The organism is Halorubrum xinjiangense, from assembly GCF_900102375.1.
In the GTDB taxonomy this organism is placed as follows: domain Archaea; phylum Halobacteriota; class Halobacteria; order Halobacteriales; family Haloferacaceae; genus Halorubrum; species Halorubrum xinjiangense.
Genome location: NZ_FNBO01000010.1, coordinates 123,456 through 139,341 on the forward strand (window position 1 = coordinate 123,456; position 15,886 = coordinate 139,341).

The following is a 15,886-nucleotide window of genomic DNA, read 5'->3' on the forward strand; positions in this document are numbered from 1 at the left end:
TCGGTGGTCGAACGGAGAGAGGGAGAGAAGGGGCCGTCGTCCGACTCCGCGTTAGCGGGCCGCGGCGGCGACGCGCTCGCGCTCCTCCTTCTGCGAGATGGAGTACGAGCGCTCGACGTCGTAGTCGGCGGCGGCGGTGAGTTCGTTCGCGAGCGCCTCGGCGGCGGAGGTCGTCGACTTGTACGTCGCGCTGGCGACGGCGTCGGAGATGAACAGAAGCGCCTGATCGACGCGGCGCTGGGGCGCGACGTCGACCGCCTTCGGGACGGAGATGCCGCCGTACTTCAGGCGGACGGTCTCCTCGCGGGGCGCGGCGTTCTCGACGGCGGTCACGAGGATCTGGACCGGGTTCTCCTCGGTCCGCTCGTGGACGATGTCGAAGGCGTCGCGGACGATCCGCGTCGCCTGCTGCTTTTTGCCCGTGTTCTCCTCAGTCTGCATCAGGCGGTTGATCAGCCGCTCGACCAGCGAGATCTCGCTTTTCTTGAACTGTTTCGACGCGTGGCGGCCCATCGTGTGTGCGATGGGGGTCACGGTCATGTAGCGCTTCGTCGAGGGGTCCTCGTAGGCGATCTCGGTGACGTCCCAGACGCCGAACAGCTTGGCGTTCTCGTTTGCGGCCTCGCTGGACGCGGGCGCGTCCGGATCCGGCTCGTCGGCGGCGACGTCCTCCTCGGACGGCGCCTCGGTCTCCTCGCCGCTCATCTGACCGGCTTCTCCGCGTTGCCGCGAACCAGTTCGATCATCGACACGCCGTTGACCTTCTCGACTTTGTAGTTGACGCCGGAGAGGTCGCCCATCGCGCGACCCTTCGCACCGCCGATCCCGGCGATAGTGACCTCGTCGTGCTCGTCGATGAAGGAGATCGCGCCGTCACCGGGACAGAACGCGGTGACCTGCTTCCCGTTTTTGATGAGCTGAACCCGAACGCACTTTCGGATCGCCGAGTTCGGCTGCTTTGCCTCGATACCGACCTTTTCGAGGACGATGCCGCGCGCCTGCGGGGCACCCTCCAGGGGGTCGGACTTCGTCTTGAGCCCGCGCTCTCGCCGAGCGTACTCGGAGTCGGACCAGCGGCGCTTCTGCCGGTCCTTTTTGAGCTTACGGGCCGCGTACTTGCCGTTCGCCATCGTACGACTACTTCCGAACGGAGCTACTTAAGCGTCGTCTTTCTCTGCCGCGAAACGCTCTCAGATGCGTCGAGAGGTACCGCTCGGGGAATCTGAGGGCGTTTCGTGACGAAACGACGGACGCAAAACAACGTTGAGCCGATAAGCCGCCGCGAGATGTCGTTGTTCCCGCGACCGACACCGACGAAGCGGATCCGCGGAGTCCGGCGCCGTCGCGAGCAAAACGAGACGCCGTCCCGCGGAGCGGCCGTCGGGGGCTCCCGTCAGGTCAGCTGGACGTCGTCGACGTCGTAGTGCCGCTCGGCGAGCCGACGGGCGGTCTCGATGTTCGCGCCCTCCGCGCCGATGGCGACGCCGCGGTCCGCCTCCGGGACCTCGACGTACGCCACGCGGTCGTTCTGGTCGGAGATGGTGACGGCGTTGACGGCCGCCGGCGCGAGCGCGCTCGCGACGAACGCCTCCGCGGTGTCGGCGTCCTCGACCAGCTCGATCGACTTATCGAGCCGGCGCTCGGCCTCCGCGACGGTCTCGCCGCCCTGACCGATCGCGGCCGCCATCTCGCCGGCGGGGACCACGAACACGAGCCGGTCGCCCTCCACGAGGCAGTCGGTCGGCGTGACGCCGGTCAGCTCGTCGAACCGACCGATGTAGCGCCGCGCCTCGTCGGAGAGCTCGACGTACATTAGTCGTCGCTCACGACGCGCGACCCCATCCGGAGGTCGACGTCACCGGTCCCCATCGAGATGGGCTTGCCGGCGATGACGTTCTCGATGACGCCGTCGAGGTCGTCGTACTCGCCGTGGATCGCAGCGTCGAGCAGGTGGTTGACCGTCACCTCGAACGCCGCGCGAGCGAGCACCGAGTCCTTGTTGCCGGAGATGCCGTGCCGGCCGATCGACTCGATCTCGCCGTTGTTCGTCATGATGTCGGCGACGAGCATCAGGTGCCGGACGTTCACGTCGTCGAGCCCCTGCTCTTCGAGCGTGTTCTTCGTCTCGTCGATGATCGTCTCGCGGGCCGCCTCGACGCCGAGGTTGCGGTAGATCTCGTGGATGTTGTTACACGTCGTCCGCGAGGCATCGACGCCCTCGATGTCGAGGGTGTCGCCGAACGCCGACCCCTCGGTGTAGAGGACGAACTCCTCGTCGCCGTCGATCTCTTCCTTCCGGATGACGACGCGCTCGATCTCCTCGATCCCCTTGAACACGATCTCCCGGAGCCGCTCGACGAGCTGGAGCAGCTCGCGGTAGCTCGGCTCGTTGGGCCCGAACTCGATGACCGTCCCGGCCTGCCGAGCGTCGACACCCAGCGCGTCCTCGATCGTCTCGGCGATGATCTCCGCGATCTCCGTGGGGTCGGAGTGGGTTGGCCACCGCTCTAGGAGGGTGTCGTCGTTTAAGTCGATCCGGACCAGCATGTCGGCGACGTTCGTCGACACGTCACCGAGCGCGAGGATGCGCGTGGCCTCGATCGACCAAACGACCTCGTGGGCCTTCTCGCGGTCGGTCGCGTACTCGCCGTCGAGGTGGACCGTCATCATCGGCGTGTCCGGCGTCTTCCGGGCGTCGACCAGCTCGATGAGCCGGGGGAGCCCCTGCGTGACGTCGATCTCCGCGACGCCGGCGTAGTGGAACGTGTTCATCGTGTTGTGCGTCACGACGCCCTCGGCGGTCGTGAACGTCTCCAACCCCTCGACCGAGAAGTCGTACACGTACTCGTGGTCGGTCTCTACGGGATCGATCGACTCGATGCGGTCCCACACAACGTCGCCGTCGACAGCACGGCGGAGCTCGCCGAGCGCCTCCGAGTCGACGCCGGCCTCCTCCGCTTCGGCGACGAGCCGTCGGAGTCGCGAGCGGCCGATCCGCTGCCGGTTCGACGCCGCGTTCACCTGTCGGCTCGGGATGCCGGCATCGGAGGCGACCTCGCGGAGCGCATCGCCGAAGTTCGGAATCTGATCGGTAGCGTCCGGTCCCGTTTCGTCGATCGCCTCGGCCGCAGCGTCGAGTTCGTTTCCTCGCTCGCCGACCATTCCGATCCGGTCGGCGAAGCGGTGGACGTGTTTCTTCGGGACGCGAAGCGTCCGCGACGTGTCCTGTCGCCCGAGCGTCGCGTACACGTCGAACCGCGCGAGCAGGAGCGCGACGCCGGCGGTGAGCCGATCGCTCGTCGAACTCGAACGGACGGCGGTGTCCGAGACGTTTCCGTCGCCGCTGAAGTACCCACGGAGCAGCCCTCGAGCGAACTCGTCGTCCGCGCCGAACGCGAATCCGGGAACGATCTTCTGCTCGTCTTCCGTACACGCAGCGCGCAGGAAGTCGGCGAGAATCGTCCCGTTCACGCGAACGTCGTAGCCGCGAGCGAACCCGCTGTCGTTCTCGTATTCGTTCACCGAGAGGTCGAACCGATCAGCGAACGCTCGGACGCGGTCCTGGAACGTCTCGTCGACGTTCGAAACGGACACGTAGTGGTCTGTCAGCGACCCTTCCGCGAGCCACGCGCCGACGAAGAACCCGGTCTCCGCGTCGAGCGGGAATCGTTCCGGGAGACCGACCGTACCGCCGGTCGGATAAACGGTCTCCTCGTCGAGGTCTCCGGCGTGGAGCGCGTCGCGCTTGTTACGGAGCTGATCCGCCCCGACCGGAGCGGTGTCGACGCCGCCGTCAGCGAGCGTCGAGGTGTACCAGTAGTCGGTCGCCGGGAGGTACTCCCGGAGGTCGACCTCGTCGTCGCTGTCGCTCCCGTACGATCCGACGACCGGGAGCCAGTCGCCTGCTTCGAGGTCCTCGCCGGTGACCGGGACGACCTCGTTTTCGCGCCGGGTAACGAACGAGTGGGCCTTCGTCGCCCGGATCGTCCGACCGGATTCGAGTTCGAACCGAAGCAGCTCGTCCGGTGCGTCGTGGCGGCTGACCTCTTCAACGGGCTTCCAGCGCACGCCCTCGTCGCCGTCGAGGCTGAGAGTCTCCAGCCCGTCTGGTGCGAGCCCGACTTCGTGGTCGTCCACGGATCGGGACTCGCAGGACGTCAGTACCTCGTCGACGAGCGGTCCGATCTCGACGACGTCCGTCGTTCCGTTCCGCCGAACCACAACGCGCTCGTCGTGCGGGACGCTCATCTGCGTCCCGGGCTCGCCGATCGACTGCGCCGAGACGGTCCCGACCGGGTCGAGGGGGTCGACTCGCGTCCGCTCGTAGCGGTTCTCGACGCCTTCGGCGATGTCGGTCGCCTGTTCGATCGTGACCTCGCCGACCTCCTCGGCCTTCCGGTCGATGGCTTCGTACACCTTCGTCTTGAGCCGACGAGGAAGCTCGGTCGCCTCCACGACCGCCTCCATGTCGTCGGTGACGTGATCGTACTCAGTCATCGGACTCCACCCCCGGCCCGCCGGCCTTGTTAAGTCCCGGCCCGGCGTGCTCCGAGAGGTTCGTCGGCGGCTCGCGCTCGCCGAGGAACCGCTCTTTCTCCTCGTCGGAGGCGAACTCGGCGTCGACCACGCGGTCGACGATACCCTCGACGTCGATGCCGTCGCCCTCGCCGGAGGAGACCTTCACCGGCGAGGTGCCGTCCTCGCCGAACTCGAACTGGACGATGCGACCCGAGGTGTCTCGGACCGTGCCGTCGTACTGCGCCTCCAGCTCGGAGAGCGCGTTGATGAGCCGTCGCTGGAGGTAGCCGGACTTGGAGGTCCGGACCGCCGTGTCGACGAGCCCCTCGCGGCCGCCCATCGCGTGGAAGAAGAACTCCTCGGGGGTGAGCCCGCCGCGGTAGGAGTTCTCCACGAAGCCGTGCGCCTCGGAGGAGAGGTCATTCGGCCGGTAGTGCGAGAGCGTCCGGTCCTCGTAGCCGCGGTTGATCCGCTCGCCGCGGACCGCCTGCTGGCCGACCGAGCCGGCCATCTGCGTCAGGTTCAGCATCGAGCCACGCGCGCCCGAGCGGGCCATCACGACCGCCGGGTTGTCGTCGCCGAAGTGCTGGTCGGCGATCTCCCCGGCCGAGTCGCGGGCCTTCCCGAGCGTCTGCATGATCTTCATCTCTAGCGTCTCGTCGACGCCGCGACCCGGCAGCGACTCCAGCTCGCCGGCCTCGTACGTCGCGATGAGCTCCTGAACGCGGTCGTAGGCGCTCTCGATCGCCTCGTCGACCTGCTCTTCTGCCTCCGGCGGGATCGACTCGTCGTCGATCCCGATCGAGAACCCGAAGTTCATGATCGCGCGCATCGCCAGCGACGCGATCTCGTTGATGAACACGCGGGCGCGGGTCTCGCCGTACTCCTTGGTGAGCGTGTCGACGACTTCGCCGCCGAACGCGCCGACCGCGTCCTCGTCGATGGTGCCCTCGATCAGCTGGCCGTCCTCGATGACGACGTCGTCGCCGGCGGAGGAGGTGAAAGAGAGGTCCAGATCGTCCGGGAGCAGCTCCGAGAACAGCGTCCGGCCGGTCCAGAACTCGCGGTCGTCGTCGTCGACCCCGTCCGCCTCGGGCAGCTCGTCGACGCGGGTGGCGCGGAGCAGGTCCAGCGCCTGCGTCTCCGTGAACTCGGGGTTCGAGTGGGTGAGCAGGTAGGTGCCGGAGATGTGGTCCTGGATCGCGCCGATGATGTTCCCGCCGAAGCGGGGGCTCAGGATCTGCTCTTGGACGCGCATGAGGACGCGCGCCTCGGCGCGAGCCTCCTCGTTTTGTAGCGCGTGCATGTTCATCTCGTCGCCGTCGAAGTCGGCGTTGTACGGCGGACAGACGACGGTGTTGAGCCGGAACGTCTTGTACGGCATCACCACGACCTCGTGGGCCATGATGGACATCCGGTGCAGCGAGGGCTGCCGGTTGAAGATCACGATGTCGCCGTCGACGAGGTGGCGGTTCACCTCCCACTCGGGCTCGACCTTCTCGGCGAGCTCCTCGCAGTTCTTCTCGGTCACCTTCAGTCGGCGACCGTCGGGGCGGCGCACGTAGTTGGCGCCCGGGTGGGCCTCAGGCCCGTTCCGGACGTACTGGCGCGCCTCCTCGACGTTGCGCTCGGTGACGTTGAGCGTCTGGGTCATCTCCTTGGCGACGCGGTCCGGGACGCCGACCTCGTTCAGCGAGAGCGTCGGGTCGGGCGAGATGACGGTCCGGGCGGAGAAGTTGACGCGCTTCCCCGACAGGGAGCCGCGGAAGCGGCCCTCCTTCCCCTTCAGTCGCTGGCTGAGGGTCTTCAGCGGGCGGCCGGAGCGGTGTCGCGCCGGCGGCGTCCCGCTGATCTCGTTGTCGACGAACGTGGTGACGTGGTACTGTAAGAGCTCCCAGAGGTCCTCGATGATCAGCTGTGGGGCGCCCGCCTCGCGGTTCTCCATGAACCGCTGGTTGATCCGGATGATGTCGACGAGCTTGTGTGTGAGGTCGTCCTCGGAGCGCTGGCCGTTGTCGAGCGTAATGGAAGGACGGGTGGTGACCGGCGGGACCGGCAGCACCGTCAGGATCATCCACTCCGGGCGGGAGTGTTCGGAGTCGATCCCGAGAACCTCGAGGTCCTCGTCCGGGATATCCTCGAACCAGTCGCGGATGTCCGAGGGCATCAGCTTGTTCATGTCCTCCTCGGTGAGGTCGACGTCGAGGGCCTTCTCGATGGCGCGGCGGTCCTCCTTGCGCGGGCGGAACTCGCCGGCCATGATCTCGTTGATCCGGTCGAGAGCGATGTCGGTCGCGTCTGCGAGCTCCTGGGGCGACGTGCCGGGGTCGTCCTCTTCTTCGTCGGGCTGCATCGCGGCCGCGATGCGCTCGGAGTAGTCACCCGAGAGCACGTCCTGTACCTCGTAGTAGGTGGTCGGCTTCTCGTGTTTGATGTCCGCCTGCGGCTCGCCACAGAACGGGCAGGTGGACGCCTTCCGGGCCTGCCGGACGGCGGCCTTCAGCACGTCGTGCTCGTCGTCGCCAAGCTCCTTCGCCCGCTCGTAGCGGTCGCGGAACTCGTCGCGCTGCGCGTCGTCCAAGGCGAGCCGACCGCACTCGCGGCACGTCGAGCGGAGCAGCCGCCGGATGAGCTTCGTGAAGCCCACGTGGATGACGGGGGCGGCCAGTTCGATGTGGCCGAAGTGGCCGTTACAGGAGCCGGAGTGGGAGCCGCAGGTCCGGCACTCCAGGCCGGGGTCGATGACGCCGAGCCGCGGGTCCATCAGCCCCATGTCGATCGGATAGCCGTCGTCGTCGTACGTGTCGGCCGTGATCACCTTCGTCGCGGACATGTCCCGGTACGTCTCCGGGTCCATGAGGCCGAAGTCGATCCCGCCGAGCACTTTCGGTGTTTGCATTGACATCTAAATCGCGTCCTCCAGTTCGAGTTTCGGTCGGATGCCGAGGGCGATCATCTCGTCGAGCAGCAGCTTGAACGCGTAGCTGACCTCCAGCTCGTGGATGTCGTCCTCGTCGCCCGTGACCGGGTCGTACACGCGGCGCTGCTCGCGGTCCTCGACGGCGACGAGCCCGGTCTCCGCGGAGACGTGGACCGTCTCGGCGTCCGAAGACTCCAACAGTCGCTCGTTGAGCACCATCGACGCGCCGTGGCCGATGATCGTGTCGCGCTCCATCTCCCCGACGCGCAGCCCGCCCTCGCGGGCGCGCCCCTCGGTCGGCTGGCGCGTGAGCACCTGGACCGGCCCGCGCGAGCGGGCGTGGAGCTTGTTCGACACCATGTGGTACAGCTTGTGGTAGAAGATCGTCCCGACGAAGATCTCGGCGTCGATCTTCTCGCCGGTGACGCCGGAGTACATGACCTCCTTGCCGGAGGACTCGAAGCCGTGTTCCTCCAGCTGGTCGCGGAGCTCCTCCTCGTCTTCGCCCTGGAACGGCGTCCCGTCGACCCGCGAGCCGCGCAGCGAGCCGACCTTGCCGCCGAGCATCTCCAGCACGTGGCCGACCGTCATCCGCGACGGCAGCGCGTGCGGGTTCATCACGAGGTCGGGGACGACCCCCTCCTCGGTGAACGGCATGTCCTCTTGGGGAGCGAGGTGCCCCACGACGCCCTTCTGGCCGTGCCGGGACGCGAACTTGTCGCCCAGCTCGGGGACGCGCTGGTCGCGAACCTTCACCTTCGAGAGCTTGGAGCCGTCCTCGCCCTCCATCAGCGTCACCGTGTCGACGACGCCCGACTCGCCCGAGCGCATCGTCACCGAGGTCTCGCGGCGCTTCTGCGGGGAGAGCCCGCCCATGTCGTCGGGCTCTTCGAGGAAGCGCGGCGGGCTGGTCTTGCCGAGCAGGACCGAGGACTCGTCCACCTTCGTCTCCGGGTTGACGAGGCCGTCCTCGTCGAGGTGCGTGTAGGCGTCCTCGCCGCGGGCGCCGCGCACGTCCTGGTCCGGGATCTCGAAGCGGTCCTCCTGGCCGCCGGGATAGCGTCGCTCCTCGCCCTCGTAGGTCCGGAAGAAGTGCGAGCGGGTGAGCGCGCGGTCGACGGAGCCCTGGTTCATCACCAGCGCGTCCTCGATGTTGAACCCCTCGTAGGACATCACGGCGACGACGAAGTTCTGCGCCGCCGGCCGCTTGTCGAAGCTGATCTGGTCGGAGGTCTGCGTCTTCACCATCGCCAGCTGCGGGTAGTGGAGGAGGTGCTGGCGCGTGTCCGGCCGGATCCGGTAGTTCGCCGAGGGGAGCCCGAGCGACTGCTTCATCATCCCCGCGCCCATGGTAATCCGGGGGCTCGCGTTGTGTTCGGGGTACGGGATCATCCCCGCACCGATACCGAAGACGAGCTGCGGGTCGATCTCGAGGTGCGTGTGGTCGTCGGTCACGTCCTCCTCGTCGACGGCGACGAGGATGTCTTCCTCCTCCTCGGCGTCGATGAACTCGACGTAGCCGCGCTCGACGAGGTCCTCGAACTCGACGTCGCCGCGTTCGAGGGCCTCGACCTCCTCGTCGCCGAGGAGCGGTTCGCCGTTCTCGACGACGATGAGCGGGCGCCGCGCCCGCCCCGCGTCGGCGTTGACGATGACCTCGCGGGTCCGGTCTTTCACCGAGACGTTCACCATCTCCGAGACGTCGCCGCGGCGGCGCGCCTCGCGGATCTGTTCGGCGAGCTCGTCCGGGTTCTCGTGGGTGCCGACGAGGCTCCCGTTGACGTACACCTTCGCTTCGCGTTCTGCTTGTGCCATGATCAGTCGTCCGCCGTCTGTCGTTCGACGCCCTCGATGCCGGGGATCCCCTCGACACCCATCGACGCCAGTTCTCGTTTCAGCCCCTGTTCGTCCTCGACGGTCTGTGACAGCTCCATCGCCTGCGCGAAGTTCTTCACGAGCCCGCAGTTCGGCCCCTCCGGCGTCTCGGAGGGACAGATGCGACCCCACTGAGTCGCGTGGAGGTCTCGCGCCTCGAAGTGCGGCTGCGACCGCGACAGCGGCGAGCGCAGGCGCCGCAGGTGCGAGAGCACGCCCATGTAGTCCGTCCGGTCGACGAGCTGGGAGACGCCCGAGCGGCCGCCCACCCAGTTCCCCGTCGCGATCGGGTGTTCGAGCCGCTCGGTCAGCACGTCGGAGCGGACGACCGTGTTGACAGTGAGCTGCCGGTTCCGCATGTTGGCGCGTTCGAGCTGGTACTTCACGTCGCGCGCCAGCTTGTTCAAGGCGGTGCGGAACAGGTCGCGCATGAGGTCGCCGGAGACCTTCAGGCGCTTGTTCGCGTAGTGGTCCTTGTCGTCGGCCTCGCGGCGGTCCAAGGCGAGCTCGAAGCACGCCTCGGCCATCCGGCAGAGGTAGTACGCCTTGTTGATCCGCACGTCCTCCTCGTCGACGCCCTCCTCGTGGAGGTGCGGGAGCAGGTAGCGGTCGATGACGTAGTTCGCGCGCTTGAGCTGGTAGTTCTTCCCCTGGCCCGAGGCGACGCGCTCGCCGAGGGTCTCAATGGCCTCCTCGGTCGTCTGGACCGAGGCCTCCTCTAAGTTCTCCAGCATGAACTTCACGATCTCGGGGTCGTCCGAGACGCGGTGGACGATCTCCTCGTCGGATTCGAGCCCGAGGGCGCGAACCAGCGTCACGAAGTCGATGGAGCCCGAGACAGAGGGGAACGACACTTCGAGTAACCCCTCGCGGTTGCGCTCACAGAGGACCAGCGCGCGGTAGCCGCGGCGCTGGGAGAACGTCTTGGCGACCTGGATCTCGTCGCCGTACTTCGAGTCGTACTCCGCGAGGATCTTGTTCGGCGCCAGGTCCTCCGAGGTCATCAGCACGCGCTCGGAGCCGTTGACGATGAAGTAGCCGCCGGGGTCGACGGGGTCCTCGCCGATGTCGATGAGCTCCTCGTCGGAGAAGCCCGCCATGTTACACTTGTTCGAGCCGACCATGATCGGCATCCGGCCGACCTTGGTCTCGGTCGTGTCGACGACCTGTTCGGGCTCGTCCTCGCCGCCGCGCACGATGGACATCTCCATGAACACGGGCGCCGAGTAGGTGATGTTACGGAGGCGCGCCTCCTGAGGGTACAGCAGCTCCTCGGAGCCGTCGGCCTCGCGGACGCGCGGGGTGACCATCCGCACGTCGCCGAGCTCGACGTACACCGGCTCTTGGCCCTCCTTGTCGCCGATGTCCGTCTCGATCGTCTCCTTCTCGTCGACCACTTCCTGCATGCCGCGGTCCAGGAAGTTGTTGAACGAGCGGAAGTGATGTTCGGCGAGCCGTTCGTCGGAGAAATACTCGCGTGAAACCACGCGTCGGTCTTGCCTGTTCATGAGACGACCAGTCGGTACACGACCGCCTCGTCGGTCGTGCGGGAGTCGCGAACGATCTTCACCACGTCGCCGACCTCGGCCTCGTCGGGGAGCGCGGGATCCGTGCGTTTGATCTTCGGTAAATTCGTTTTCTTCACGTCGTACTCCGCCAGGACCTCCTCTATCTCATCGTCGTCGAGGAGGACGTGGTCCGGGACGAGTTCGTGTTGGCTTACGTCTACCATGGGTGGTGGTTATTGAAAGAAGCTATCACGAGATACTACAGATATGTATATACGCCAGCGGCATAAGACTTACCAAGCGCTGCCGTGCGCGGCTCACGGAACGGGGGCGTTCGACACTCCCACACACGCGAGGTCGACACAAAAGGATATCGGAGGCGACCCCTGTCACCGTCCCCCATTCCCGTCGCCGATGACAAGCCTTATTTGCCAGACAGGGGTACGAACTGGTGCGACAAGCCCGGATGGTGTAGTGGCCCATCATACGACCCTGTCACGGTCGTGACGCGGGTTCAAATCCCGCTCCGGGCGTCCCCGGTTTCGGGGCGCTGTCGCTTGTTTGCCCGGATGGTGTAGTGGCCCATCATACGACCCTGTCACGGTCGTGACGCGGGTTCAAATCCCGCTCCGGGCGTTCCTGTCGACGCCAACTACGAGCGAGGAGCGCTAGCGACGAGCGAGTCTGGCGTCGACAAACCCAGACTGAAGCGATTTGAACCCTATCAGTCGCGCGCAGCGACCAGCGGGAGCGAGCACGTCTGATTCAGGTTCAAATCCCGCTCCGGGCGTCTTTCGCTGCCGCAACAACGAACGAGGAGCGACAGCGACGAGTGAGTACTGCGGCAGCGAAGCGTCGAGGGATTTGAATCAGGGAGTGGAGCGAGCGGTGCGAGGTGCGAGCGAAGCGAGCACCTCGAAAAGCGAGCGGCGAAGCCGCGAGCAGCGAGCGGCACGACCGAGGTTCAAATCCCGCTCCGGGCGTTCCTGTCGACGCCGACTGCGAGCGAGGAGCGCTAGCGACGAGCGAGTCTGGCGTCGACGAACCCAGACTGAAGGGATTTGAACCCTATCAGTCGCGCGCAGCGACCAGCGGGAGCGAGCACGTCTGATTCAGGTTCAAATCCCGCTCCGGGCGTGTTCGAAGACAACGCAGAGAGCGAAGCGAGCCGTCTCTGCGGCCTACAGATCGAGTTCCGCCAGCAGGTCGTCGACGAGCGTCTCGGTCTTTGCGTCCGGCTCCTCGTCGGTGTCGACGGGGGTCCGGCCGTCGTACGTCTCGTGGACCATGGAGACGCCCTCGGCGAGCGTGTCGAGGCCGTAGCCGCCCTCCAGCACGTACGTGTCGGCGGCGCCGACGTCGTCGGCGAGCGTCCGGATCCGGTCTGTCAACAGCGCGTACCCCTCCGAGGAGACGCGCATCCGCGAGATGGGGTCGTGGCGGTGCGCGTCGAACCCCGCCGAGACGATCAGCAGGTCGGGGTCGAACCGGTCGACGGCGGGCGCGATTCCCTGGTCGACCGCGTACAGGTAGTCGGCGTCGCCGGCGCCGGCCGCCAGCGGGAGGTTCGCGGTGGCCCCCTCGCCGTCGGCCTCCCCGGTCTCGTCGAGGGCCCCCGTGTCCGGGTAGAGTCCGTCCTCGTGGATCGACGCGTAGAAGACGTCGCCGCGGTCGTAGAAGATGTCCTGCGTGCCGTTCCCGTGGTGGACGTCCCAGTCGAAGATCGCGACGCGGTCCGCGAGGTCCTCGTCGAGCGCGGTCTGGGCCGCGACCGCGGCGTTGTTGAAAAAGCAGAACCCCATCGCGTCGTCGGTGACCGCGTGGTGACCCGGCGGGCGGCCGATGGCGAACGGCGTCTGTCGCCCGGTCGAGCCGTCGAGCGCCGCGCGGGCCGCCCACTGGGCGAGGCCGGCCGAAGTGAGCGCCGCGTCCCACGTCCCGTCGCTGGCGACGGTGTCGGGGTCCCAGCTCCCGCCGCCGTCTTCCACGAACGACTCCAGCTCGTCGACGTAGTCGTCGTCGTGGACGGCCGTGATCGCCGCCTTCTCGGCGGGGTCGGCCTCGACGTACTCGACGCCGTGTCGCTTCGTGAGTCCGCGGCGGATCGCGCGGAGCCGGTCCGGGTTTTCCGGGTGCCGTTCGCCGGTGTCGTGGTCGAGACACCGGTCGCTGTAGCCGAACCGCATCTACTCGAACAACGCGAAGTACGTCTCGATGTCCTCGGCCTGTACCGTTCGGCGGTCCGCGTGGCGGGCCAGCGTCGCGGCCGCGCTCGCGACGTTGTCGGCGTAGTCCTCTAAGATGTCGGCCAGCGCGACTCGCGCGTCGACGCCGACCCGGTACCGGTCGTCGATCCGAAGCCGAGCGATTCGGTCGATCGGCGCGACCGGTAGCGTGAGGTCCTCCCGGCTGACGACCTGCTCGACGCCGAAGTCCGCCGCCATCAGCGTCTTCCGGCCGTCCGCGGTCGCCCGCTCGGCCGCGTCGACGGCCAGTTCCGCGCCGTGCGATTGGATCCGTCGGGCGAGCTCCTCGGCGGCGTCCGCGCTGACGCGGAGTTCCCCCGCGTTCCGCCGGATGATCCCGTCGACCGGCGCGAACGGCAACTCGACACTCATACACACAGTCGCGTCCGTGTATCGTATAACGCTTTCCGTTACCCGCATCGCCGCCGGATCCGGACGGAGGGGGTTCGCGTTGGCAGACGGCGTCCGCCGCAGAATGCTTCGCCCGCCTCGGAAGGCGCACCGCCTCAGAAGACGTCGTCCGCGTCGATAGTGCCGTCGCGCTCCGGCCCGCGAACCGTTATCTCTTCGCCGAGTCGGAGGCTGGCGTCGGTGTCGACCGTCTTCGTCTGCTGGCCGTCGTCGAGGACGACCGGGTCGCCGGTCTGGACGACCGTCCCGGTGAACTCCACGTCCTCGCTCGACCGCTCCGCCGTCGCGGCCGCGGCGCCGCCGCTCGCGCCGGCCCCCTCGTCCTCGCCGCCCTCGCTGGCGACGGCCTCCGCGGCCGCCTTCTGTCCGTCGTCGGCGAAGGCGCCGAGGCCGGTCTCGCTCGCGTCGCGGTCGTCGTCTCCGGCGGCCCGGTCGCCCCCCGCGGCGCCGGATCCGGACGCTCCGTCGGCGACGCCGGCCGCCGCGTCGCTCTCCTCGTCGAGGACGGAGACGGTCGAGCGCCAGTTCGCGGACGCCTCCAGGTCGTCCTGCCAGCCGTCTTGGATCTCGACGTCAGTGAAGACGACGCGGTCGGCGAGTTCGATCTCGCGGTCGGCCTTGTCGCCCCACAGCGCGACGCGGATCTCGCCCGTCTCGTCTTTGATCCGGACGTTGCGCACCTGCCCCTCGCTGCCGTCGTCGCGGTCGAACGTCCGCTTCGGGTCCGTCTCGATGACGCCGCCGCCGACGTCGACCGTCTGTCCGATCTCGAGGTCGGCGATGTCGGTCGTCTCCGGGACGTACTCGACGTCCTCGTCGACGCGCTCGACGGTGCCGCGGTCGCCGACGTGGAGCTCTAAGTCGCCGTCGCGCTCGCGGACGTAGCCGTCGCCGACCTCGACGACCTCGCCGGCGTCGAACTCCTCGGCGAGGTCGGCCTTGCCGTCCCACAGCGTGACGCGCACGCGACCCGTCTCGTCGCCGACCGTGAGGTTGGCCACGCGCCCCTCGCTGCCGTCGTCGCGGTCGAACGTCCGGATCGAGTCCGTGTCGAGCACCTGGCCGACGAGGTCGACGTCGGACGCGCCGAGCGTGAGGTCCTCGACGCGGTAGGTGTCGAGCACCTGGACGTCGACCTCGGCGTCCTCGTCGGGCTCGACCTTGTCCGCGCTCACTTCGAGGCCGCTGTACCCCTCCTTGGGGCGCCCCATGACGCGGAGGACCTGTCCTACTTCCAGTTCCTCCTCCGCGGCCGCGGCCATGTCGTCCCACAGCGCCACCCGGACGGAGCCGGAAGCGTCCGCGACGTCGACGTTACACACGCGGCCCTCGTCGGCCTCCTCGTCGTCGCGCTCGAAGGTCCGGACGTCGCCGATGGCGGTCACCTTCCCGAGGAACTTCACGTCGTTCATCCCCGGCTCGATGTCGGCGATGGTGTCGGCCTCCTCGTCGCGCAGCTCGTGCGCGATGAGCATCGCGGCGGTCTCTTCGTCGGCGAGCCCGCCCATCTGCTCGACTTTGTCCTCGACGGCGGCCTCGAACTCCTCGAACTCGACGTCGGTGTCGAGGTCCTCGTACACCTCCTCTATGGCTCCCATACGCGTACCTCCGTGGTCGGCGAGTTCGCGGATAAGCGTTGCCGTTGCCCTGGGTTTGCGCCGGGACCCGACCGGCCGCCGGAGCGACCGGGCCGGGTCGCGGTCGCAGCTCGAAGGCGTCTCATAGCAATTCATGGGGCCCGTCGATACAAAAGGTGTTCATCCCGCGCGGCGAGCCCGTGCGGACCGCAGGCACGCGGCCCGCGGACCGTAACCGTCTTAAGTTCTACCGCGGTACGTGGAGATGAGTCCTGGTAGGGTAGTGGACTATCCTCTTGGCTTGCGGAGCCAGGGACCGGAGTTCAAATCTCCGTCAGGACGTTTTTCGAGGCACTAAACGGCGAGCGTAGCGAGCCGTGCGTGCCTCGAAAAACTCCGCGGAGATTTGAGCAGGAAAGTCGCAGCGGCCGAGCGAAGCGAGGCCGACCGTCTTTCCGAGTTCAAATCTCCGTCAGGACGTCCACTTTGCGGCTGTCTCACTTCGTTCGACAGCCGCTGCGTTCACGTCCTGACGTGCCCTGCGCTCGCTTCGCTCGCGCAGGACTCCGTCAGGACGTTTCTCTAGTTACAGTCTCACGACGGTTGCGAGCAATGTGTGGGTCCTACGCGACACGTTCGGTGATCTTGGTTGTGCGGTGGCGCGCGCCTCCGAGCGGCCGTTTTTAAACGGCCGCGAGGAGCGTGTGCGAGGGAGTCGGTCGCCGAGCGAAGCGACGGCGACCGACGAGGCTGGGGAGGTGTGAGGCGCGGTCCCGTGAGCGACCGGAGGGAGCGAACGGGAGTACGGAAGTCGCAGCCCGCGCAGCGAAC

The 15,886-nt window shown here is 67.4% G+C and carries 11 protein-coding genes and 3 tRNA genes; 3 read left to right on the plus strand and 11 right to left on the minus strand.

Going from position 1 to position 15,886, the window contains the following annotated elements; genetic code table 11:
• Nucleotides 1-51 precede the first annotated feature (51 nt).
• The 8 genes from F3H13_RS12060 to F3H13_RS12095 all read right to left on the minus strand — a co-directional run bounded on the left by F3H13_RS12060 (nt 52) and on the right by F3H13_RS12095 (nt 11,045).
• Entirely contained in the window at nt 52-705 is a 654-nt protein-coding gene (locus F3H13_RS12060; protein ID WP_149799271.1) for a 30S ribosomal protein S7, read from the minus strand.
• Complete coding sequence (locus F3H13_RS12065) at nt 702-1,130, minus strand: 30S ribosomal protein S12 (RefSeq protein WP_006111505.1); 429 nt, start codon at nt 1,128-1,130, stop codon at nt 702-704. Before F3H13_RS12065 ends, F3H13_RS12060 begins: the two co-directional genes overlap by 4 nt.
• Before the next feature lie 263 nt (nt 1,131-1,393).
• Nucleotides 1,394-1,813, minus strand: coding sequence for a NusA-like transcription termination signal-binding factor (locus F3H13_RS12070; protein ID WP_149799272.1), 420 nt, complete (start codon nt 1,811-1,813; stop codon nt 1,394-1,396).
• Nucleotides 1,813-4,497 carry a DNA-directed RNA polymerase subunit A'' gene (locus F3H13_RS12075; RefSeq protein WP_149799273.1) on the minus strand — a complete coding sequence of 895 codons (2,685 nt, stop codon included), beginning with the start codon at nt 4,495-4,497 and terminating at the stop codon, nt 1,813-1,815. The genes F3H13_RS12070 and F3H13_RS12075 overlap by 1 nt, the downstream gene beginning before the upstream one ends.
• The gene (locus F3H13_RS12080; RefSeq protein ID WP_149799282.1) at nt 4,490-7,417 is read right to left on the minus strand and encodes a DNA-directed RNA polymerase subunit A'; all 2,928 of its coding nucleotides are present in this window, start codon (nt 7,415-7,417) and stop codon (nt 4,490-4,492) included. The genes F3H13_RS12075 and F3H13_RS12080 overlap by 8 nt, the downstream gene beginning before the upstream one ends.
• A 6-nt stretch (nt 7,418-7,423) precedes the next feature.
• Nucleotides 7,424-9,253: a DNA-directed RNA polymerase subunit B gene (gene rpoB / locus F3H13_RS12085; RefSeq protein WP_149799274.1), complete on the minus strand. Its 1,830-nt coding sequence runs from the start codon at nt 9,251-9,253 to the stop codon at nt 7,424-7,426.
• A 2-nt stretch (nt 9,254-9,255) separates the two neighbouring features.
• On the minus strand, nt 9,256-10,821 hold the full coding sequence (locus F3H13_RS12090) for a DNA-directed RNA polymerase subunit B'' (protein WP_007995372.1): 1,566 nt from the start codon (nt 10,819-10,821) through the stop codon (nt 9,256-9,258).
• Nucleotides 10,818-11,045, minus strand: a complete 228-nt coding sequence (locus F3H13_RS12095) for a DNA-directed RNA polymerase subunit H (RefSeq protein ID WP_007995375.1) — start codon at nt 11,043-11,045, stop codon at nt 10,818-10,820. Before F3H13_RS12095 ends, F3H13_RS12090 begins: the two co-directional genes overlap by 4 nt.
• A 236-nt stretch (nt 11,046-11,281) precedes the next feature.
• Here F3H13_RS12095 and F3H13_RS12100 point away from each other — a divergent pair.
• Nucleotides 11,282-11,354, plus strand: a tRNA-Asp gene (locus F3H13_RS12100).
• A 30-nt stretch (nt 11,355-11,384) separates the two neighbouring features.
• Nucleotides 11,385-11,457 (plus strand) — tRNA-Asp (locus F3H13_RS12105).
• Between the two features lie 545 nt (nt 11,458-12,002).
• On the opposite strand, the gene F3H13_RS12110 is transcribed toward F3H13_RS12105, so the two are convergent.
• The 3 genes from F3H13_RS12110 to F3H13_RS12120 form a co-directional block, all read right to left on the minus strand.
• Nucleotides 12,003-13,007 carry a histone deacetylase family protein gene (locus F3H13_RS12110; protein ID WP_149799275.1) on the minus strand — a complete coding sequence of 335 codons (1,005 nt, stop codon included), beginning with the start codon at nt 13,005-13,007 and terminating at the stop codon, nt 12,003-12,005.
• Entirely contained in the window at nt 13,008-13,439 is a 432-nt protein-coding gene (locus F3H13_RS12115; protein WP_004599099.1) for a histone family protein, read from the minus strand.
• A 134-nt stretch (nt 13,440-13,573) separates the two neighbouring features.
• Nucleotides 13,574-15,076, minus strand: coding sequence for a single-stranded DNA binding protein (locus F3H13_RS12120; protein WP_149799276.1), 1,503 nt, complete (start codon nt 15,074-15,076; stop codon nt 13,574-13,576).
• 248 nt (nt 15,077-15,324) lie between these two features.
• Between F3H13_RS12120 and F3H13_RS12125 the strand changes: the two genes are divergently transcribed.
• Nucleotides 15,325-15,397: transfer RNA gene (locus F3H13_RS12125), tRNA-Arg, on the plus strand.
• Nucleotides 15,398-15,886: the final 489 nt, after the last annotated feature.